The organism is Methylovulum psychrotolerans (genome assembly GCF_002209385.1).
Classification (GTDB): domain Bacteria; phylum Pseudomonadota; class Gammaproteobacteria; order Methylococcales; family Methylomonadaceae; genus Methylovulum; species Methylovulum psychrotolerans.
In genome coordinates this window covers 3,795,114-3,816,265 of sequence record NZ_CP022129.1, presented here as the reverse complement: position 1 = coordinate 3,816,265, position 21,152 = coordinate 3,795,114, and the positions used below count along the sequence as shown (strand labels likewise).

16 protein-coding genes are annotated in these 21,152 nt (G+C 49.5%); 1 reads left to right on the top strand and 15 read right to left on the bottom strand.

Annotation, left to right across the window (positions count from 1 at the left end; translation table 11 throughout):
- Nucleotides 1-119 precede the first annotated feature (119 nt).
- The 6 genes from fabG to CEK71_RS17145 form a co-directional block, all read right to left on the bottom strand.
- A complete protein-coding gene (fabG, locus tag CEK71_RS17170; protein ID WP_088620527.1) occupies nt 120-851 on the bottom strand; it encodes a 3-oxoacyl-ACP reductase FabG in 732 nt (243 codons plus the stop codon).
- Nucleotides 841-1,809, bottom strand: a complete 969-nt coding sequence (gene fabD, locus CEK71_RS17165; RefSeq protein WP_088620526.1) for an ACP S-malonyltransferase — start codon at nt 1,807-1,809, stop codon at nt 841-843. Before fabD ends, fabG begins: the two co-directional genes overlap by 11 nt.
- Nucleotides 1,810-1,839: 30 nt before the next feature.
- Nucleotides 1,840-2,808 (bottom strand): beta-ketoacyl-ACP synthase III, encoded by a 969-nt coding sequence (locus CEK71_RS17160; RefSeq protein WP_088620525.1) that lies wholly within the window; start codon nt 2,806-2,808, stop codon nt 1,840-1,842.
- Nucleotides 2,805-3,833, bottom strand: coding sequence for a phosphate acyltransferase PlsX (gene plsX, locus CEK71_RS17155; protein ID WP_088620524.1), 1,029 nt, complete (start codon nt 3,831-3,833; stop codon nt 2,805-2,807). The genes CEK71_RS17160 and plsX overlap by 4 nt, the downstream gene beginning before the upstream one ends.
- A gap of 78 nt (nt 3,834-3,911) precedes the next feature.
- Nucleotides 3,912-4,094, bottom strand: a complete 183-nt coding sequence (gene rpmF / locus CEK71_RS17150; RefSeq protein WP_088620523.1) for a 50S ribosomal protein L32 — start codon at nt 4,092-4,094, stop codon at nt 3,912-3,914.
- Entirely contained in the window at nt 4,094-4,636 is a 543-nt protein-coding gene (locus CEK71_RS17145; RefSeq protein WP_170065086.1) for a YceD family protein, read from the bottom strand. The genes rpmF and CEK71_RS17145 overlap by 1 nt, the downstream gene beginning before the upstream one ends.
- A 636-nt stretch (nt 4,637-5,272) precedes the next feature.
- Between CEK71_RS17145 and CEK71_RS17140 the strand changes: the two genes are divergently transcribed.
- Nucleotides 5,273-6,247 carry a C-type lectin domain-containing protein gene (locus CEK71_RS17140; RefSeq protein WP_088620521.1) on the top strand — a complete coding sequence of 325 codons (975 nt, stop codon included), beginning with the start codon at nt 5,273-5,275 and terminating at the stop codon, nt 6,245-6,247.
- A 179-nt stretch (nt 6,248-6,426) separates the two neighbouring features.
- Here the strand turns inward: CEK71_RS17140 and CEK71_RS17135 are convergent, their stop codons facing one another.
- From CEK71_RS17135 to CEK71_RS17095, 9 genes are all read right to left on the bottom strand, one after another.
- Complete coding sequence (locus CEK71_RS17135) at nt 6,427-7,074, bottom strand: carbonic anhydrase family protein (RefSeq protein ID WP_088620520.1); 648 nt, start codon at nt 7,072-7,074, stop codon at nt 6,427-6,429.
- Nucleotides 7,075-7,220: 146 nt separating this feature from the next.
- Nucleotides 7,221-7,664 (bottom strand): hypothetical protein, encoded by a 444-nt coding sequence (locus CEK71_RS17130; RefSeq protein ID WP_088620519.1) that lies wholly within the window; start codon nt 7,662-7,664, stop codon nt 7,221-7,223.
- Nucleotides 7,665-7,689: 25 nt separating this feature from the next.
- Nucleotides 7,690-8,865: a TolC family protein gene (locus CEK71_RS17125; RefSeq protein ID WP_088620518.1), complete on the bottom strand. Its 1,176-nt coding sequence runs from the start codon at nt 8,863-8,865 to the stop codon at nt 7,690-7,692.
- 270 nt (nt 8,866-9,135) lie between these two features.
- Nucleotides 9,136-10,935: a DUF4158 domain-containing protein gene (locus tag CEK71_RS17120; RefSeq protein WP_088620517.1), complete on the bottom strand. Its 1,800-nt coding sequence runs from the start codon at nt 10,933-10,935 to the stop codon at nt 9,136-9,138.
- Between the two features lie 13 nt (nt 10,936-10,948).
- Nucleotides 10,949-11,530, bottom strand: a complete 582-nt coding sequence (locus tag CEK71_RS17115; protein WP_088620516.1) for a recombinase family protein — start codon at nt 11,528-11,530, stop codon at nt 10,949-10,951.
- A gap of 511 nt (nt 11,531-12,041) precedes the next feature.
- Complete coding sequence (locus CEK71_RS17110) at nt 12,042-13,481, bottom strand: hypothetical protein (RefSeq protein ID WP_088620515.1); 1,440 nt, start codon at nt 13,479-13,481, stop codon at nt 12,042-12,044.
- A complete protein-coding gene (locus CEK71_RS17105) occupies nt 13,474-15,768 on the bottom strand; it encodes a hypothetical protein (RefSeq protein ID WP_088620514.1) in 2,295 nt (764 codons plus the stop codon). Before CEK71_RS17105 ends, CEK71_RS17110 begins: the two co-directional genes overlap by 8 nt.
- Nucleotides 15,769-15,826: 58 nt before the next feature.
- Nucleotides 15,827-18,655, bottom strand: a complete 2,829-nt coding sequence (locus tag CEK71_RS17100) for a hypothetical protein (RefSeq protein ID WP_088620513.1) — start codon at nt 18,653-18,655, stop codon at nt 15,827-15,829.
- The gene (locus CEK71_RS17095) at nt 18,643-21,150 is read right to left on the bottom strand and encodes a hypothetical protein (RefSeq protein ID WP_088620512.1); all 2,508 of its coding nucleotides are present in this window, start codon (nt 21,148-21,150) and stop codon (nt 18,643-18,645) included. Before CEK71_RS17095 ends, CEK71_RS17100 begins: the two co-directional genes overlap by 13 nt.
- Nucleotides 21,151-21,152: the final 2 nt, after the last annotated feature.

The window sequence follows — 21,152 nt, the reverse complement described above, 5'->3', positions numbered from 1 at the left end:
GCAAACTTTCTCTAATCTGCTTGCAATAGTATTGTTATTAGTTTTACTAGAAATCCCGTCTCCGGCAATTCCCAGACGGTGGGGAAATTATACTTTCATATTACAACAATGTCACAATTTTAAGGCATAAACATACCGCCGTTGACATGGAGCGTCTCTCCGGTGATGTAGCCTGCCCCTGCCGATGCCAAGAAAGCTACGGCATGGGCGATTTCCTCGGCATTACCCAAACGCGCCAACGGGATACCCGCCAACAGCCGGTTTTTAATGTCCTCGTTCAGCTCACGGGTCATATCGGTATCAATAAAACCCGGCGCGACCGTATTGACGGTAATGTTACGCGAACCGACTTCTTTCGCCATCGATTTGGCAAAACCGATCATACCGGCTTTTGCCGCCGCATAATTGGCTTGCCCGGCATTGCCGGTTGCCCCGACCACCGAGGAAATGTTAATGATACGCCCATATTTTTCCTTCATCATGCCGCGCAACACTGCCTTGCTCATCCGAAACACCGATGTCAGGTTGGTAGCGATAATATCGTCCCACTCTTCATCTTTCATGCGCATCAGCAAATTGTCGCGGGTGATGCCGGCATTGTTGACCAACACACTGGGCGTACCGAATTCGTCGCTGATAGCCTTGAGTACCGCCTCAACAGAAACGGCATCGGCCACATTCAGCATCATGCCCTTACCCAGTTCGCCCAAGTAAGCGCTGATGGCTTCGGCACCGTTAGCGGTTGTCGCCGTACCCACCACAAAAAAACCGTCCGCCGCCAAACGCTCGGCAATCGCCTTGCCGATACCCCGACTGGCTCCGGTCACTAAGGCCAAGCGCTTAGTCGTCATAACTTACCTCTAAAGCCTGTGCTTCCAACAATTCTTCTAAGGTTTCGGCATCATACAGGGCAAAATGGTCAAGATGTTTGGCGATGCGCTTGTTCAGTCCCAGCAAAACCTTGCCGGGGCCGCATTCGACAATGCAGGACACTTCTTGCTGCTGCAAATAACTGACCGTTTCTACCCAACGGACGGGCTTGTACAGTTGCTCGACCAAAATGGCCTTAATGTCGCCGACATCCTTGTGCGACTCAATATCGACATTATGGATAAGCTCGACATTAGGGACGCTGACCGCCACGTCCATCAAAGCCTCACCCAACTTAATCGCCGCCGGCTGCATCAGGGCGCAATGCGAAGGCACACTCACAGGTAACGGCAAAGCACGTTTGGCGCCCTTTGCCTTAGCCGCCACCATCGCCCGCGTCACCGCCGCCGCATGGCCGGCGATAACCACTTGCCCAGGGGTATTAAAATTCACGGCGGCAACCACTTCACCACCCGCCACTTCGGCGCACAACGCCACCACCTCGTCGTCATCCAGACCTAAGATTGCCGCCATTGCGCCAACCCCAGCCGGTACGGCTTCCTGCATCAGGCGGCCACGCAAGGCCACTAGCTTAATCGCCTCTTCAAACTGCAAAGCACCCGCACAGACCAGCGCGGTGTACTCGCCCAAGCTATGCCCAGCCATCCAAGCCGGACGCAACGGGCTATGCTGGCACCAGACTTCCCACGCCGCAACCCCCGCCGCCAACATAATCGGCTGGGTATTATGGGTTTGGTCCAGCTCTTTATCCGGGTCTTCGCTGACAATACGCCACAAATCCTTACCTAAAGCATCCGAAGCCCGGGCAAACGTCTGCTTGACACTAGGATAGTGGGCAGCCAAATCCGCTAACATACCGACCGATTGCGAGCCTTGTCCAGGAAAAACAAAAGCCAAATGAGATGATTGATTGCTCATATTGATAACTATAATTATTATAATTGTTAATTAATATCTGATAAGCGCGGAACCCCAAGTAAACCCGGCCCCGAACGCTTCCAGCAACACCACTTGCCCACGTTGTATGCGGCCATCACGCACCGCCTCATTAAACGCCAGCAACACCGATGCCGACGAGGTGTTGCCTTGGGTCTCCAAAGTCACCACCACCTGCTCCATCGACATTTTCAGCTTCTTGGCGGTGGCCGCAATAATACGGATATTCGCCTGATGCGGCACCAACCAATCTATTGAAGCCTTATCCATCGCGTTTGCCTCCAGCGTCTCGTCAACGATACGCCCTAAGGTATTCACCGCCACTTTAAAGACCTCATTACCGCGCATAGCAATATACCCGGCCTCATCCTTACCCGCTTCGGTCGCCGCTTGCGGGTTAGGGCAATACAACAAATCGTCAAACTCGCCATCGGAATGGATATGCGTGGACAACACCCCCGCCTCTTCACAAGCCTGCAACAACACCGCGCCCGCACCGTCACCGAACAGCACACAAGTGCTGCGGTCAGTCCAATCGACAATGCGCGAACAAATTTCCGCACCGACCACCAACACCGTTTGCGCCGCACCGGACTTAATATATTGGTCGGCAATACTGATGCCGAAGATAGACCCCGAACAGGCGGCCTGCACATCAAACGCGACACCATTTTTTATGCCCAAGCGTTTTTGCAACAAACACCCCGTACTGGGGTAGACGCGGTCGGGGGTGCCGGTCGCGACAATAATCAAATCGATGTCTTCAGGGGCTATCTGCGCCGCGTCAATGGCTTGCCGTGCGGCGATTTCCGCCATGCTGGACGCGCTTTCGTGGTCGGCGGCAATCCGGCGGCTCTTAATGCCGGTACGCTCATGTATCCAGCTGTCAGAGGTGTCCACCATCAGAGATATTTGCGCATTGGTCAACACTTTTTCAGGCAAATAACCGCCCGTACCTATCACCCTTGCATAACGGCTCATGCACTCTCCCTCTGCGCTAAAATCACTTGAATCTGTTCACTGACTTTTTTTATCACGTCATTTTGCACTTCAACTTCCGCCAGCTTAATCGCCGTCTTAAACGCCAGCACATCCGCGCCGCCGTGGCTTTTGATCACCAAACCGCGCAAGCCTAAAAAACTCGCGCCATTGTAACGTCGGGGGTCGATACGCTGCTTTAAAGACTTTAGCACCGGATACGCCACCACCGCCGCCAGACGGGTAAACAGATTTTGCGCAAACGCCTCTTTCAGCGCCGTGCCCATCATCTTGGCCGCGCCCTCAATTGACTTGAGCGCGACATTGCCGACAAAACCGTCGGCGACAATCAAATCCACTTTAACATGGCCTGCCGTCAAAGAATCGCCCTCGACATAGCCGATATAATTCAGCCCGGAGTTTTCCAGCAACTTAGCGGCGGCTTTAACCTGTTCGTTACCCTTCACGTCTTCTTCGCCGATATTCAGCAAACCGACCTTCGGGTGTTCAATATGTTCAATTGCCTTGACCAGCTCATTGCCCATCACCGCAAATTGAAACAAATGCTCTGCGGTGCAATCGACGTTCGCCCCTAAATCCAAGGCATGGGTATGCCCATAAATGGACGGCAACGTCGAAACGATTGCCGGACGGTCAACGCCGGGGATCATCTTTAACACAAACCGCGCCGTCGCCATTAAGGCGCCGGTATTGCCCGCACTGACACAGGCATCGGCAACGCCGTCACGCACCAAATTGATGGCGACCCGCATTGACGAGTCTTTTTTATTTTTTAACGCCTTAGACGGGGACTCGTCCATACCGACGCATTGCGAGGCATGATGAATAGACAACCGTCCCTGATAGTCAACTAATGCTTGCGCCAAATGTTGCTTAAGTAAAGCTTCATCACCTACCAAAATCAGCACTAAGTCCGGATTGTCTTTCAAGCAATCTAAGGAGGCGGGAACCGTCACAGAAAGACCGTGATCCCCACCCATTGCATCAATTGAAATTGTTAAGCCCACGCTGTCCAGTGACTCCGCCAGAAATTAAAAAAGCCGGGCCCGCAAAGGCCCGGCATAGCATCAGGGCTTGTAAAAGCCTTAATCTTCTTCAACAGCACCCACGATTTGACGGCCTTTAAAATAGCCATCGGGGGTCATGTGGTGGCGCAAGTGCATTTCACCTGTGATAGGGTCTTGTGACAGGGCGCGGCTAGTCAAAGCATCATGTGAACGGCGTTGGCCACGTCTTGAACGTGATACTTTACTCTTCTGAACGGCCATTATAAATCTCCAGTATTTTTTAGGTTGGCTAAGATGGAAAAAGGATTTTCGCGGGGCGACGGTTCGTCATCCCCTATTAATTTTGCTTTGTTAGCCGCTGCGTCTTCGACAAACCCAATGGGTTTAAAACAGGCATAATCGTGCTTTGGAAACGCCGGCAACGCCAGCAACAGTTCGTCTTCGACCAGTTCCTTAAGGGGCATGGTCTCGCCTTCCAGCATCAGCGGCTCGTAGATTTCAGGCAACTTGTCGGCCTGCGCTATCGACGTGACGATACCGAGCTTGACCTCGCTGTTAACAGGCCACGGCAAAGCCGCCAAACAACTTTGGCACTTTAGTTGCAGCACCGCTTCCAAACGCCCTTCAATCGTCGCCAAACGCCCTTCCCGTTGGAAAAAAAGCTCAATAGCAACAGAACCCGTATCGTCAACTAGCAAATCTGCCAAACGATTCAGGTCTTTTAAAGGTATCTGGCCTTTTAAAGCGCCGCGCTTATCGGCGAGGTGCAAAGGCTCTATGTATTCTGGTAATCTAGCTAACATAACCGCACAATGATATATGGAAACGCCAAAAGCGTCAAACATTGAAAGAATAATCTATTAAAATCAGGCTCTTTTTAGCAAAAAACCGTACTTTTAAGCCCCTCAGGTCTCCCCGCCCGCCGCCGTTCGGCACAGCGTAGCGGCGTAAACGGGTCTTGGCCGGACATTATACACTAGCCGGACAGGTTAGCACGTCAATAGCCCTTGCGTTAAGGTGCTTAATAAATGCCGTCACTTATTAAGCGGCATAGAGACTGGTAACCGTTAGGCGCGAGTTTAAAACCCCTCGGCAAAGGCTAAAGACCTTTGCGCCCCACTAGTGAGGCCACACCGGACGGAGTGCAATGGCTTTTAGCCTTTGCACGATATAACCGTGTGCACCAACACTTTGCCAGATACCCATTTATCGCCACCTAGCAAAAACAAAACCCAGGGCATTGCATAAAGCGCACCATCTGCTGCTATAAGCATAAAAAAGCAATATTATAAAACCCGGATCACTTTTTTCGCACTTTTATTGTTTTTTATTCAGCAACCGTTCAGTCGTGCGGCTATAACATAAGGCGCATTCAACAACCACCTGTTGAATGCGCCTTATGCCGTATATTCTTAAATCCCGACAATGAGATAAAAACAATGACAAATAAAAAATTAGGTTTATCTATAGCGAATACCCTATTAGTAACTGCCGCCCTACAAGGTTTAACGCCTGTGGCCGCCGATTCCCTTAAGGTATTTAACCCTGTAACAGGACACTATTATCAGCGCTTTGACTTGGCCAATGTCAAACAATCCACAGCAAACGCCAATTGCAGCGCACTAAAGGCACATTTGGTGACGTTTGCAGGCACTGATTACGGTGTTGACAATAAAGAAGCTGATTTTGTTTACTCGCAACTGGTCAGCAAATCACTCTCTGGTGCTGGTAATGGCTATAATTTCAACTTTATCGGTGCCGTTTACAACGAAAACACCTTTACTTGGTCGTGGGTGACGGGCGAACCCTTTGGTAAAAACTTCCCAACTACGGTTAATGGTTATGACTATTACGGCATGAAAGTTAGTGATAGCAAGTGGATATTGAGTAATATTGATGGTCATATAGGGTCAGGAATTTATTCTTCTACTGGCTATGTGTGCGAATGGGATGGAAACGATTACATTGCCAGCGCCACCGTACCCGACCTTAACAATAACGGTGTAGACGAAACTGCCGCGCTTTATCTGGACTACAAAACCAACAACCACACCGTCATCATCCGTGACCCCAAAACCCATACGACCATCAGCACCTTAACCTTTGCCAACTCCACCCCCACACCGCCGATTGGTTTGGCAGTCATCGCCGACATGAATATCAACGGTGTTCCTGAAATAGCGGTGCTGTCAGGGCTGACCATCAGAATTAAAGATGCAAAAAACAACAACGTTTCCTTAAAAACGTTTAACTTTCTGAATAGCACCTACCAGCCGCGTTCGCTGAGCGCCACTTACAGCTCGGATAAAACCTTTAGCGAATTAACCGTTGTCGGTGTCTTGCCCACAGGCAAGGCAACCGCCGAAACCCGCGACAGCAAGTCCGGTGCCCTGCTGTATAGCGACACCTTCTAAAAGTAAGCGCCGCGCGGTAAGTTGGGCATTCAGCACTTGCCCAACTTACCCAATCTCATCTTGAATTTCGGTAGCGGCATGGCATCGTTTTTAGCCTACCGCCACCAGCCCCTCCGCGAGCGTATTGTCAGCAAAACGTTCAGGAGGAGAAAGCGGGCTATCGCACCTGGAAAGCCTTATCACGGGTTATTGACCAGCAACGTATCATCATAAAAAGTCACCGCGCCACTTGCGATATCATGCGTACCGCCAACAATGCCAATCGTGCCGTCGGCAATCATCTCTTTTAATATAGGGCTGCGTTCCAAAACGGCATGTACCGTCCGCTTGACATTAATCACCGACACTTTTTCGACAAATTCACCATTCCCTGAGTGCCGGTTTTCGGTTTCGGTTTTCTCATCATAAACGGCAGGTTGCAGCTTTGCAAGCAAGGCGGTCAGGTTGCCCATTTCGACATGGTCACACGCGCCTTTAACCGCCCCACATTTGGTATGGCCTAACACGACAATGAATTTTGCCCCGGCGACCTTACAGGCAAACTCCATACTGCCTAAGATGTCTTCGTTAATAATACTCCCGGCGATACGGATACTAAAAACATCCCCCAAACCTTGGTCAAAAATCAACTCCACCGAGGTGCGCGAATCTATACAGCTTAAAATGACTGCAAACGGATGTTGGCCATCGGACGTTTCATTGGCCTGTTGCAGCAAATTACGGTTGACCTTCAGATTATTGACAAAGCGTTTATTACCTTCTTGCAACAACGCCAATGCCATTGCCGGAGTAATTCCTGCTTGTATTGCTTTCGTTAACGTTTTCATTTTTAGTTCCACTGCTTGTTATAACCCATATAGCCTTAAGCCAATCCAACCCATCATTTAACGCCTAACCGCCGTTACCCAACCCTCGCCTTGGCCGAACAAGACTTATTCGGCAACCTCAAAATCCCCATAACAACCCTCTTGTGTCACATCAACAAAAACATAAACCCGCTTATCATTAAGGCGGAATGGATCAGTATCAGCTTAATTTTCTGCGCTGTCCGCTGACTGCGCCAGTAATACACAAGCCGATATTGATAAGCGTAGAGCTTGCGGAGCGCGTAATCCCTAAGGCTATGCAACGCCCTAATAGCTGGCCGCCAAACCAAAAAAATGCCCCCTATCCCCACCACGACACTGAAATAAAACACAGTCAATTGCGCCAAAAACTTATCAAAGCCAAACGTGTGCCGTAAAAACTCCTCAAGCACAAACGATGTGGCTTCATAAAAAGTGTGCGCCACCCAGACAATGCCATGAGCAATGGCCTCAGGAAAATGCAGCAGATAACCCAATGCCAACAAACACAGCAACCATTTCACTATCGGAAAGCGCTTTATTTGATCTTTAACCTTCTCATTTACCGTCATTTGAGCCTCTCTTAACGCAAGCAGATTAGTCAACATAGTGCTCCTGAACACCCAACACAGCCTGATAATCAGCATAACTCCTGAACAAACTGGCGGTGGCTTCGGCGTACTGCAAGGCCGCATCCCCTTTCGCTATCTCGCGCAAATTAACGAACAGCAACGTGCTTTCACCCAAATCAAACCGCGTCTGTTCGCCGTCAGCCAATTGCTCGGCGGCATTCAGTTGCTCGGCACTTAATGACAAGCGTTTGCGCACCGCTGACAGCGCCGAAAAAACATCTTTCACCTCCACCGCAATACGCTCCTCCTGCAATTGCTTATCCCACTTTAAACGGCGGACATTAGCCGCCGCGACTTGGGCGCGGCCACTAGCGGCGCGCTGCTGTAACGGAATATCGATATTCAATCCCACATACAGCTCGTTACGGTTAATCTTATCTTTGCTATGGCCTATATCATTCGCCGCCATCACCGACAAATCGACGGCAGGGGCACGCTGGTTTTGCTGGAATTCCAATTCTGTTTGGGTTTGTTTAGCTTGCACGGCCAAACGCTTGGCTTCGGGCCGATGGTTGAGCGAGACTTGCAACGCTTCGGCAGCATCAAGCGTCTTTATCGACACCGGATCAGGAAACCGGTCCGGCAGTTGCCCGGCACTGGGCAACTGGGGCTGACCGTCCGCATCACGCCAATAAAATGACAATTGGAGCGCCGTCTGTTCCAATAAACGTTGCGCAGCCACCACCCGCTCTTGCCGTTCGATGATAGCGCGGCGATTATCCAAGGCTTCAAAATCAGGAATATCCCCCGCCGCCACCCGATCGCGGATGCCTTTATCACGCTGCTCGGCAATTTGCAGCAAATGCGAGGCAACCCTTAAACGCTGCCCTGCTAACACCCAATCCCAATAGCGATAAGAGGCCATCCGGGTAGCTTCAAGCAACGCCAGCTCATAGTCATGACCAGCGACTAATTGCCCCCACTCCGCCTGCTGCAAACTTGCCCGGCGGCGGTCAATGTCACGGTTACGCCATAAGGGTACATTCACCCCAATGCGGGCTTCGCCGCTTTGGGCAGTCTGGCTTTTACCTTCATAAAGCGGGTAATCGCCCACGCCCCGCCGCCACCCGCCAAAAAACGTTGTCCCCCAAAGTGCCGTGGGTTGCTCCACGCTAATGTCATTGTTTTGGTTTTCATACAAACCCGCAACAGACCAGCGGTTTTGTGCTTTTAATAACTGATGTTACGCACCCCATCCCAAAAAGAGTATCATTGACGGATGGAAAAAGAAAAAATAGAACTCTACACAGACTACCTGATCTGCAATCAAGGCTTTGCAACGGCGACGGGCTTGTCGGCGATGCAGACCTTAACCCTATCGAACACAAATGGGCACAGCTTAAATCCATCCGCAACCAAGCACGATGTTCCGTTGACGACCTCTTCACTGGGGCGGTTACAGGACATCTTTTTATATCGGATTAGCTATATCGCCCAGCACATCAAGCATCGACAGGTCGAGTGCTTGTAATTTTCGAGTCAACGCATCTTCAACGACTCTAAACCCTTTCGGCTCAGGCTTCTTGATGAGCTTTGCCAGTGTTGGTCGGCCATTGACGATGTTGAAATTCGTATTGCTCAGATAGTCGCGGTCAACTGCATTGGCGGCATCAGTGAGTTGTGTGCGTAGATGATCGACGAACGCCTGGCTTTCGACCGGCAGACCAACCAGTTCCCCATATTCAGCCAAAGCTTTGTTACACTCATCAGTAGACAAAAGCTGCTCACGGGAATCTGAGTAAGTATCGCTGCCCGGCACACAAATATCGGCTGATTTCAGTTCCTGAACCAGTTGCCGAAAAACACAAACCTCGAACTGACGGCGGTTTACACGACTAGGCTCCTTTTTGCTGTCACTTTCGCCGGTGACAAGTTTCCACCATTTCGCCGGCATCCAGTCCAAATCCTGCGGTGTCAATATAGCTTCTCCCTTACCGTTTAACGTGATCCAATCTGAATGGCGACGGTTGTTAGCAAGAACGAAGGCCAAGGCATTTTCAAAGCTCTTATCCTGACTGGTTGCGACGAAGCGAAGCTTGGCCAGGATGCGGAACAGTTCGCTCCGACGAGATTTAAAATAGCGCCACATGAAACGACATTCGTTTTTGCCGCCAAATTCTGAGTGGACACGAGAGAACTCGCATAAATCCGGTCGTTCAGTGACCAGTTGCCGGGCTTGGGTAATTTGATCGTCTACCGGTTGGCCGGACTGTAAGAGCGTATCGAGCTGGGCGAAGCGGCGCAGAATTTCATCGGTCTTGTCCTGATTGACCGTCAGGTAATCTTCAAGTTCTGCACCAGCCAGGTGTTGGACTTTCATCATCTGTTTGCAGATCATATCGCACAGATCGTCGGTTACCCGTGCTAATTGACGCTCAATCAGGGTCAATGAAACGGTATAGCGCTTTTTCACTTCCATATCCGCCATGCTGGCGGCGTCCAGACTTAAGCCTTCCAGGGATAATTGCTGCCGTTTGACAACCGGGATATTGCGTAACAAGTCCTGATTACCAGCCAAGGCCGAAAGTTGGTCATAGCGCGTTAATAGTTCTCGCAAACCGCTCTGTGTCACCTTGGGTGCATCGATTTTTATATCGTTCCACGGACTAGTTTGACTGTCTTCGCCGACCAGAAACAAAGCATCAAGTTTGGTACGGTCGGCTTCACTCAAACATTCATAAACACTACGGAACAGCATTCGATAAGTCGCAGTCCGCTGCTCCTTGGCTTCCCGTAACAAAGTTCCGAAGGCTGGCAGCTCGTACCGATACTTTACCAGTGTCTCGACCCCAACATTGATGATATCCGCTAAATCGTCCTTGGTCAGCGCAGCGTCAACCAACGCTTGGCGCAATAGCTTATGTGCTTCACTTTCAAACTGACTGACATTTAAATAACTGCGTATCAGACCGACATGGGTTTTGCGTGAGCGTGAATCGTCGTAGTGCTTTAGCGCCCCCCGATCAAGGGGGATTTTTTCGATTTCGGCTAGATGAGCAATGATTGAGTCCGGAATTTGATCCGATGTCACAAAGTAGCCCAAACGTTGAAAAGTCTTAAGGGTAAGGAGAAAACCGAATCGGCTACCCTGTCCACGCACAACCTTTGTGCAAAATTCACACTCTTCAGGTGTTGGGGAATACCACCGTTCTAATTCGCCTGCGTTGAAGCTGGTTTTTAATCTGGGGTAGGCAGTATCGCTCGCTAGCATGACAGAAATTTGGTCATTGCTGGCCGCCCGGCCGGCCTATTCGAGCGAGGGTTTCGATCAATGTGGTACGTTTTACGCCAAAGTTACGGCAAACTGCTGCCTTGGACATACCGCCTTTTAGCGCCGTAGTGATTGCCTCTAATTTTTCACCCACAATGGCGGGTGGTCGTCCGCCAATCCGTCCACGCCGTTTGGCCGCAGCCAAACCAGCAACGACACGTTCCTTTGTTAAAGCCCTCTCATACTGGGCCAGCGCCCCGAATACATGAAATAATAATTCCCCAGATGGCGTCGTTGTATCCATGCCCTCCGTGAGTGAACGAAAGGCAACCTGATTTTCTTTCAAGGTATTGACGATGGATAGCAGGTGCGACAACGAACGGCCTAGCCTATCCAGCTTCCAGACCACCAGGACATCGCCAGGGCGAACGAACTCAAGTGCTTTTAATAAGCCCGGACGATCATCTTTGGCACCTGAGGCATGATCTTCAAATAAATGCCGACTATCGACTCCTGCCGCCATGAGCGCGTCACGCTGTAAGTCGGTAGTCTGACGATCAGAGTCGGATGATACCCGCATATAACCAACAAGCATGTACGAAAAACCCTTAGCAAGTAATTTGCGTATGGTATACCATAGCGACAGGGTTTTTCGTACATTTTTAAGGATGATTTGGGCGGCAACAGTGGCACCCTATCTAACTAATCGGAAAACAAGTGTTTTACGACAGGTGTATCATGGCAATTACTGGCTAAAAAATAAATGTCACATGAGTTTATCCGCTATTGCACTTTTTCTCACGAATCCTTACGGTCACCCAAGCTGACGCAGGAATTAATCGCCGGCTTCAGTCCGTACCGGACATCCCACCTCAACCGCTTCGGGCTGTTCGAGCTGAAAGAGCGTCATCCATTACCCATTGACTATGGAATCATGTTCTGAATATAGGCGTGATGCGGGCTACAGGGCGACTATACGCATTTACGAAGGAATCCTTACGGTCGGCCAGTAACAGCTATCAAAAGCAGGGGAAAACCCAAATACTTTTCCACTAGATCCCGTGGAACTTTAGAGCCTTTTGTTGATTAGCACCCAAAAACCTGTTTTAATTGATTTCTGGATTCAGAGCACTATCGCCGATTATTTCAATCCTTTTGTAAATTCTTTCATAAAAATTATTTTCATTATGCAGTTCAATTTCTTTAAGATTTTTTAAGTAATCCATTAAAGCAACAAGATGAATTTTTTTAGCATTACGCTGTTCTTTATCACCTTTCCAATTTTTTATTTGAGCGGACATAATATCTTCTATTTGTTTTGTTACCTCAATCTCCTCTCCCGTATTATGGCGGCACTCTATAATCGTTCTAATTTCATTCTCTTTTAATGTCCATCTTACATTAGGTATATTATAATCACAAAATTTTTCAATGATTTCAATTGCTTTTTTACAGTTGCCAGTGAATGTTTTTTTTTGGTAGCACACGTTATTATTATTTTCTGTGGTTACGTTTAATTTATCCGGTTCACTTGCCGGTAAGCTCTGTCCATCTTCTATGACTACTACTTGGAGGGTTTTTGTTGATTGCCGTGCGTTTTCCTGAGGCGTTGTATTAAGAGACGGCTCTTCCTCAGGTTCCGTTGCTATTAATAAGCTTGGTCTATTTTCCAGCAATGCCCGCGCCATTTTCTCGGCGTCGGTCAACCGTGCGGCGGCGGTAGCGGACAAAGCCGTGGTTTGCCCTTCTTTGGGCAACACAACGCCATCCCAATACTTACCCAGCTCTGCCAACTTTATTTGGAGTGAAGGGATCCACCCCGCTAAAGACAAGGAATCGGCGAGTGCTGGCGGCAAAGGCAGCAATAGCACCGCCAGAGCTTCTGCAGTCAGGGGGCTGGCCGCATAAAGGACGGCGGGCTTTTCCCCGGCCAACAGGGCGGCGTAAAAATTTGCAAGATTATTAATAACCCCTGCTTCATCAGCCCCCAAAACGGCCAAACTAGCCCGGCCTTTGGCGATCACTTCGTTTAAATGCCCTTCCAGATCATCCGGCAAGGAAAAATTACAAGCCTCCGCCTTAATGGCCAACACACTGCCAGGGAGTAGCCAATTTTTTTCTTCCCGCCTATCCCACCAAACCTTGTCGTCCCATTGCCTCACCCGTGGCAACAACAGCAATGCCACCAGTGCGGCGGGCAGGCCAGAACCGCCTGATTCGGCAATTTGCGTTTCTAAAGAACCAGAACGGCCAGCCGCATCTTGCACCCTGCTGGGATAGGAAGCCCCCGCAAAATAAACCGCGGCAGCCTTATCCTTTAGCTGCCTGCCGTACCAAAAAGAGAGGGTGCAAAGATTGTCTTCACCGCCCAGATAAATTTTCAGGTCATCGCCACTAAACTCCGTGCTTTTGGCTATCCAGCGGAAATCGGAGCGGGCACCGTGCACTTTGCCAAAGACACCACGCTGAGAGGCCAACTTTTTGGGCAATTTTCCGCGTGTCGCCCTTTGCAAAGACGGCCATTGCCAAAGCGTATATTCAGTCATGACCATAACCTCCAAGTGCTGTGACGGCACTATCTAGCTGTCGGCGGTAATCGTAAGGCAAATGTATGGCTTGGCCAAAATCTTCAATCTTGCCAAGCAATGCAATGACTTCGGGGCGGTTATATTGATTTTGCTTCAATAACGCTATATTTTTACGGACTTCTTCTGCCACACGGTGGCGGGCCACCTGTTCCAAGCGTTCCAACATCATTTCCGCCTCGCTTAGCTGCCCGATATGGATTTGCCGGGGCTGTTCCGGTAACCCACGCACCCAATCATTAACCATTTCAAACAATTCCAATGAACAATGTTTTTTCAAACGTTCTTGATTGAAGAGCCCCAGTTTGTACTTTAATTTATCCAGCCTATTGCGTAATTTTTCCTCTTCTTCATAGAGATCACGCCAGAATGCTTGGCAGGCTTTAAACCTTTCGGCAAACCCGTTAAGCCGCTCATATCCAAGATAAGAGCCGATAGGGGAATCAAGCTGCCCCAGCAATAATTCCATACGCTCAAAATAGTCAGATTCCAGTGTTTGCCTGTCTAGCAAACCCAATAATAATCTTTGCTCTTCTTTACAACGTTGCTGCATATCCGCGATAGCTTCATCAATAGCGTGTTCCAATCGGGAATGCTGTTGCAATTGCTCGGCGATTTGGTTTGCACATTGTTCGGCATCATTAGGAAAGGCATCAGCTCTTTGCCCTTCGGCGGCATCCGGATAGCCTGCCTGCAACAACGCGTTGTATAACCGTTGGTTATTTGCTGAATTGCAGGCCAGTTGGTTGTGGCAATCACGGATAAAATCCCCGCAGAGCTGTGTTAGCCGCTGTTCTAAGGCATGGGTTTCGGCGAGCACTTCATCAAGGTCGGGATTACTGGCATTTCCCCCTAACGTGTCAATGGCCGCTTGCAGATTTTCCCAGACAATGCCGACAATAGCCGCTTGCTTTTGTAATCTGTCATTGTCTAGGCGTAATTTTTGTTTCGCCCGATCAAACCCTTCCCTATCGGCATCGGCTTGCCGCTTAAGATTGTCCAATTCGACTAACCCTTGTTTGGCCTCACGCAAAGAAAGCAACAAATCTTGGGTGGCTTTGTGGCCGTTTAGCCCATCCAAACGTTGCTGTAAGGTTTCGGCCTGCAACCTCAACGATTGCGCCAAAGGCTGTGCTTGCAAGCTTGCCAACCCCGTGCCCCATTCAGAACATAGCGTATCTAAACGGTTATCTAAAGCCAGTTCATAAGTGTTGGCAATGGCGTTAAATTCTTTTTTGGCCGTTTTAAAAGCTTCTAGCCATGTCAAGTGATCACGTGCCCTATCAACCCGTAAATTTTTCAGTTCTTTTAGGCTGGATTCACTTTCCGGTTGCGGGCCACAAGCCATCATTAGATCGGTTAAAGCGTCTTGCAATTTTGTCAGTTTGGCAGTCCGTTCATTATGACCATATTGGATACGGGAGGTTTTTAGGGCTTCCGCATCCGCACACAAATCCGCCAATTCAGAGACATCGCGCAACCGCCAATCCGTTTCCAATTGCCGAAAACGCCGGTCTAACTGCTCATCTTCCTTGCTCGGTAATTCAAAGGCCCGCGTCCATCTGCGGATTTCCGCCAGTGTTTCCGACATCATTCTTATTTCTGGTGGTTCCGGACGCTTGCTTAATTCTTCTAATGGCGCACAAAGCGTTTTGATTTGGTTTATGCCATCAGCTGACAATTGGCTCTGCAACATTGCCGCCCGCTGGATCCGTAACTGATTTTCAAGGATGGCTGTTTCCAAGTTCGAACTAAATTTACTCAATATGTCATCAGCGTTTTGAAACTTCCGCAAGGCTTCTGCATGTAGGCGCAACTCACTTTCGATGAGCCGTAATCTTTGTTTAGCCGGGAAAATGTCCACCTCCCTGCTGCAAAGTGAAACAGAAAGGAGATCATTGTGCCATTGTTCGCAGATTTGTTTACCGTATTCAAAAGCCTCCCCTTCTTCTTTTTTGAACAATTCGCGTAAAAAATTTAATTCGGCCACTAAGGGTTGGGCATCACCGACAATGTCACGCAGGCCAATGGCAAGATTTTCCAAATTATTGCAGCGTTGCGTTAAAGCAATAACGCTATCTTCGCTGATAATGTTATACCAGGAAGAACGCCGCCGTACGGTATCCAGCTCATCAAGCAAGCCTTTGGCTTGGTGCTGGAACTCCAGTGCCGTTGGGATGGCATCCATCCAGCTTATTAGGCGTGCCGCCAACCTGTCCAATTTTTCACGCTTTTTCTTATCGAACATGCTTAATTTATTGTCCTATCCGTCAAAATTATTAGGTCACTTTGCAGGCCACTCGCCATCACAGAATTTGTTTCAAAATTTTTAAAGCCGCTTTGGCTTGGGGTAATTGATCGGCGTTTGCGGCTAACGCGATGGGATGGTTTTGCAAATCATCATCTTGGCACTCCTCTAACCAAGCACTGGTCGAGTGCAATATATTCAGCCATAACACATCATCGTCACTGACGGCCTCAACCACACCAATCCCCCCAGGATACAAATCGACAATGGCAATGCCAAACATTTCCTCGCCATGAACGTCATTCTCCCCGTTAAGGTTCACAACGGCCAATGCATTGTCCTCTACCCCAAGATGGACAGGCAACACATGTTGTAACGCTTGGCATAGCGAATGCAGGGCATTGGCATCAGGAGACACCATTAAGCGTAAGATAACGGCCCGCGTCACAAACGGTTTATTGGCAATAGGGGGGATATGGCTACGTTGGGGTTTGTCCATCCAATGTTGGCAAGGATCGCTTGTCCATTCAATCCGCCCCGTCACTTCTTCCTCGTAATGCAGTTCAACGGCAAGGCGCTGCAAACGGCCTTGCTTACCAATAGCCACTTCAGAACTTTTTGGCAAAGGCTTAATATTGAACACTGTGCTGCTATGGCAACGCCAAGTGTTTCGGCTTTGCCCCTCTTGCCGACATTCCAACTCGCCCCTTTTTTTCACCTCTTCGACCGAAGACCACTCGCTAATACGGTAGCGCTTCCCTTGATACATGAACACCCGACCAGGATAAGCCATGATTAACAGACGTTCTTGATCAAGGTGCATACGGATGCCGCTTTCTTTTCCGCCTCCGGCTCGTTCGCGCACTTTAATTAATTTCAGGCCGATGGTATCCAAAGGGCGATAACAATCATCAGGCGCATCATGGCTACGGTATTCAAAATCCAGTGCCAGACGGCCATTGGCATCCAAATAGCGAACTTCCACTTTACTTAGTTTTCCTTGCTTGGCCAACTGCACCAACGTCTCGTCAACCAATTCGCTATCCCACAGCGAATTTTGCAATAGCCCGTCCCTTGTGTCAGGCAATTCATTCAGCCCCAACAGCAAATGCCTCTGAATAATGGCAGGGCATGATTTTGCACAAATCAATCGCCGCGATGTGGCAATGCCGTTATTCTCTGCCAAGCTGTTGAGCAAATAAGCAACATAAGGGTTATCGGGTGACATAATGGCAATATGGAAATGATTGATGCCACCGGTTATCTGCCTGCCTTGGCCAAGCAAATTCGGTAAGGCTAACAAATCGGCAGGCCGCATCTGTAAAAAACCAACCGCAGCTTGGCTAGGGGTGGGCAGGAGTTGTCCGCCTATCGTCCCTGTATTTGCCGTTTGTCCGCAAAACTGTGCAAACTCGTCTGCTGAGATAAAATCCGGAAGAGTCATTGCCGTGGGCCATTTTCCTGCAATGGATGCCGCCGCCGCACTAAGCAACAGATATTGATGGCTGTTCCCCGGTTCCTTGGTCTGTAAAATATGTAGGCTTATCCGTTGCTTTTGGTGAAGTTTGACATATGTGCGGGTATGTGAGCTTTTCAGATCCGAATGTGGCAATAAGTGCCGTACAAATTCACCGTATTGTGCATCCGCTGATGCTGTACGCATGAAGGCCAACGTCAGCAAATCTTCCCGGCCAAAGGTGCGCAATAACCTATGCAGGCGACGGGTGATGGCCCATAAGTTGGCCGCCATAACCCCGCTATAATCATGCAAACGCCACCATACCACCAATCCGACCTTGGCAATGCTGCTAGGCAAATCCTTAAGCCTCCGCAATAAGGAATCAGACAAAAGCTCGGCATTAACCACCCAAATTACCGCATGTTCCGGTATGTCGCCATAGTCCAAAGCGACAATACGTTGCCGCAAGTCAGGCAACCAACTTTGCAATTGTTTTGCTAAATCATTGGCATCCAGTGGGGTAACTATCAGGGTGACAGTATGGCTCTGTTGGTCAAGCAACAGGGCCATCAGCGCAATGGCTTCTATTTGGCCACTGTTATCCGGGGCGAAAACCACCCGTACGGCCCCATAACCATCACTGCCCTGGTGTTCGTGGCAGGCCAATGAAGCAACCGCTTCAATCAATTCTTGCGCCACCGACATAGCCCCCATTGCCTCCAAGCGTGCCGACATTGCTTGTGCCGTTCTATTTTGCAAATTCCGGGCAGGGGTGGGGGTGGCAGGCCATTCAGCCACTGTCCTGACAATAAAACCAGCGGCTTTCATAAGTTCAGGCCACGTTTTTCCGGCAATAACAGCCGGGGCATTTTGGGTTTCGGCAACAGCTGCGGTGTCATCCTCACGGAGGAACCGGCCTCCGCTGAAAGAAATGCCTAACAGGGTGAACACCGACACAACCATACATCCCCAAACAGCAACGGGATAAAATCCCTCCAAATTGCTGATGTTAAAAAAAACAATGACTGCCAAGATTAAAGATTGCCATAATAGCCAACGGCGGGAATTGGCAAAACCGACCCCTCCTGTCAACCAACGTGACGATTGGGCGGGTAAAGGCTTTGGGAACAAGCTGATTAATGAAATAAATGACCAAAATATAAAGGGTGCCAATAAAAGAACCGGGCTATTGACGGACGAATCATTTCCGGCATAGAAGCCCGACCATCCGCCAAGGCTTTGGGATAATTCCGAGAGAGCCAAAAAAGCGACTAAAGGATACAGGCACCATTGGGCAACCCGACACCAATAATCAGCCCTATCGCCATGAGGGCGGCGCGCTTGTGCCAACTTATCCATAGCCACACCCCAAGCCATACCCAAAAACACGCAGAGCCAAGCTATATATATCGGGGTCAATTTAAACATGACGATTCCACTCCTATTTGCAAACGCAGCAAGTATGCCCGTGAGCCATCCGCCCCTACGATACAATGATCTTCATTAACGCCCTGATCCGTCAGGGTAGCACGCACAGCGGGCAAACTGAGCCAAAGTGAGGGCAATAGGCAATAAACGTTATCTACAGGCACCCCATCACGCATCCGCCAACGGAAAGCCGTGGAAAAATCCCCACTGTGACGATTCAGAAAGGCACATAATTCGCGGGCTCTCGTGGTTTGCTCATCACCGGAACCCAGTTTGGCCAATTCCTGTTCCAAAGGCTCCTGATAAGCGCGGCTTAAATCGTCTATAAATTGCAAGGGATAAAGGAATGCATAGCTGTAACGTTCCCCCCATTGTTTGAATGGTTTTTTTTCCGCCTGCATTGACTGGAAACGTTCGGGTATGGCGGGGTTTGTCTGATCAATACGTTGCAAATCAACATACTGCTCAATAGCATGGCGGATACCGCTGTTATTGCCAAGGCGCACCCAATTCTCCGTCGAGCTTTCCGCATCCAATCCGTACATATCTAAAAAATCATGGAGTTGGCCACGTAACCAACTGATTTCACGCCGTCTTTCCTTGAGATGCTCATACAATAGGGCTAATTCACGGCTGGCTTCTCTACGGATACTGATTGCGGCATCTGCTTGCATCTGTTTTGCCGATGTTGCTTGAATATCGGCGACCGTATTTAAGAGCGCCCGTAAAGCATCAACCAAACGTCCATGTTCAACATCTGTCCAAAAACGCCGGGCTTGGAGTACTTCCCGCCTAACCCCCCGGTGTAAAAAATAAGCAATCGGGATGCCCATCATCACACAAACCACTGTTACCCTCCAATAATACTTACCGGGAAAGCCGGAGCTTTCATAACCTGACAGCCATTGCGCGGCATCGTGGACAAACCGCATAGCTGGGGAAGCGGTGGCCGCATCAAACACCGATAAATGGAGCCAAGCTTCAAGCCACCCTGCCAACCAAGGGCTTAAGCCAAAACCAAACAATAATGCAAATAAAGGCCACCATTTTAAAATGCCCTGAATATCCAGTTGCATTGCCAGGAAGCGCCGATAATGTGCGTGTGTTTTTCGTAGTTTTGAAAAATCCACCTTATTCGGGGTAGATAAGATCCTAGCTTCGTCAGTATTGCCTAGGGTTGGCTTTAATGTCCCCAGTGCCATTTCCAATTCATGCAACACCACCCCTAACGTGGTGGGTTGGCGGTCATTATGTAAAACGGCTTCAACCTGGCCAGCCAATGAGCTGGCCGCGTCGGCGAACGAGCTGTGTGCTAGCGTTTGCTGAATATGGCTTTGTGCCTGTCCGGCCAAGTCGCCCTGCAATTTGCGTAGCCCTTGTTCACAGCGGTTTTGCACCTGTTGCGGCCAATCGGCATTGTCTGTAGACAAGGATTCCAACCCTTTCATTAACAAGGATAATTGAGGTTGGCATTCGGCAAGCAAAAAGTCGCCATTAAGGGCATCATCCTGCACCGGGTCTAGGCAGCAAGCCTTTAGCGCTTCGCGTAATGGTTTTATATCCCCTGGAAAACGGGGATGGGCACTGTTTAGATAATCCAACCAACCTATGCCAAAACGGGCGGCTGACAGCCGTTTCAGCAAGCCGCCACTACGCTCCAGCAAACGGATGCCGAAAGTTGCCAGCAGCCGCCCGTCATCAGGACGGGCTTGATACAGCGTTTGCAACGCCTCGCTGTCACGCTGGCCTTCAAATATCAAAAATTCCAAGAACAAACTGATTTCATCAATGCGTTCGCTTTCCTCTCTCACGCCGTTTACTGTGTGTTTATCCACAAGATAAATACGCCCAAACGTTGGGAGGTTGACCTCGCGCCGGCGCTGCCAAAAATCGATATAAGACATGAAGTGTTCCCTGATTTTTTGGGCCGAATCGGAATCCTCCCAATAGTTTTCGAAATCAATCACTTGTATGAAATTTATGGCATCTGCACCCACATCGCGGTGCAACTGGGGAATGCCTTTATAGAGCGGTTCAATCACAGAATCTTTCAATAAAAGTTGCAGGCTGCCCAATGTCCGGCGATCATGGGTGTGCGCCAACACCATCACATCCAAACCCAAAGGCAAATTATCTTGGCGGCGGGCACGTTGGGCGGCATTCAGCAGTCCCTCCGCCTTATTTTTAATAAACGCCTGAATGTCTTTTGAATTATCCGGCGGGCTTTCGATTTGCCGATGCAAATCACGCATCAGCTCAGCCCTATTCCCCCCCAGAACTGCGCCGCCAACCCCCTCATCTTCCATCGGATCCGGCAACCACAGCAAAGCCAAATCGCGTAATCGGCGTTCACCAATCCCCGCCCCTTCAGGCGTGTCCCATACCAAAACCCCGCGTGTCGCGGTGCTGACTAAAAATTGCCGTAAGATTTCAAGGCCAAAGCGGCCATAGCCAATTAATATTGTAGGCCGATGGTTAGTGTTTTTTGCAGACATGG

What these genes read in the sequence shown, in the direction of transcription:
- fabD (WP_088620526.1), bottom strand. Translation starts at nt 1,809, where the DNA reads ATGAGCAATCAATCATCTCATTTGGCTTTTGTTTTTCCTGGACAAGGC.
- CEK71_RS17115 (WP_088620516.1), bottom strand. Translation starts at nt 11,530, where the DNA reads ATGCTTGTTGGTTATATGCGGGTATCATCCGACTCTGATCGTCAGACT.
- CEK71_RS17130 (WP_088620519.1), bottom strand. Translation starts at nt 7,664, where the DNA reads ATGACGGTAAATGAGAAGGTTAAAGATCAAATAAAGCGCTTTCCGATA.
- CEK71_RS17160 (WP_088620525.1), bottom strand. Translation starts at nt 2,808, where the DNA reads ATGAGCCGTTATGCAAGGGTGATAGGTACGGGCGGTTATTTGCCTGAA.
- CEK71_RS17145 (WP_170065086.1), bottom strand. Translation starts at nt 4,636, where the DNA reads ATGTTAGCTAGATTACCAGAATACATAGAGCCTTTGCACCTCGCCGAT.
- CEK71_RS17105 (WP_088620514.1), bottom strand. Translation starts at nt 15,768, where the DNA reads ATGTTCGATAAGAAAAAGCGTGAAAAATTGGACAGGTTGGCGGCACGC.
- CEK71_RS17110 (WP_088620515.1), bottom strand. Translation starts at nt 13,481, where the DNA reads ATGACTGAATATACGCTTTGGCAATGGCCGTCTTTGCAAAGGGCGACA.
- rpmF (WP_088620523.1), bottom strand. Translation starts at nt 4,094, where the DNA reads ATGGCCGTTCAGAAGAGTAAAGTATCACGTTCAAGACGTGGCCAACGC.
- CEK71_RS17120 (WP_088620517.1), bottom strand. Translation starts at nt 10,935, where the DNA reads ATGCTAGCGAGCGATACTGCCTACCCCAGATTAAAAACCAGCTTCAAC.
- fabG (WP_088620527.1), bottom strand. Translation starts at nt 851, where the DNA reads ATGACGACTAAGCGCTTGGCCTTAGTGACCGGAGCCAGTCGGGGTATC.
- CEK71_RS17095 (WP_088620512.1), bottom strand. Translation starts at nt 21,150, where the DNA reads ATGTCTGCAAAAAACACTAACCATCGGCCTACAATATTAATTGGCTAT.
- CEK71_RS17140 (WP_088620521.1), top strand. Translation starts at nt 5,273, where the DNA reads ATGACAAATAAAAAATTAGGTTTATCTATAGCGAATACCCTATTAGTA.
- CEK71_RS17100 (WP_088620513.1), bottom strand. Translation starts at nt 18,655, where the DNA reads ATGTTTAAATTGACCCCGATATATATAGCTTGGCTCTGCGTGTTTTTG.
- CEK71_RS17135 (WP_088620520.1), bottom strand. Translation starts at nt 7,074, where the DNA reads ATGAAAACGTTAACGAAAGCAATACAAGCAGGAATTACTCCGGCAATG.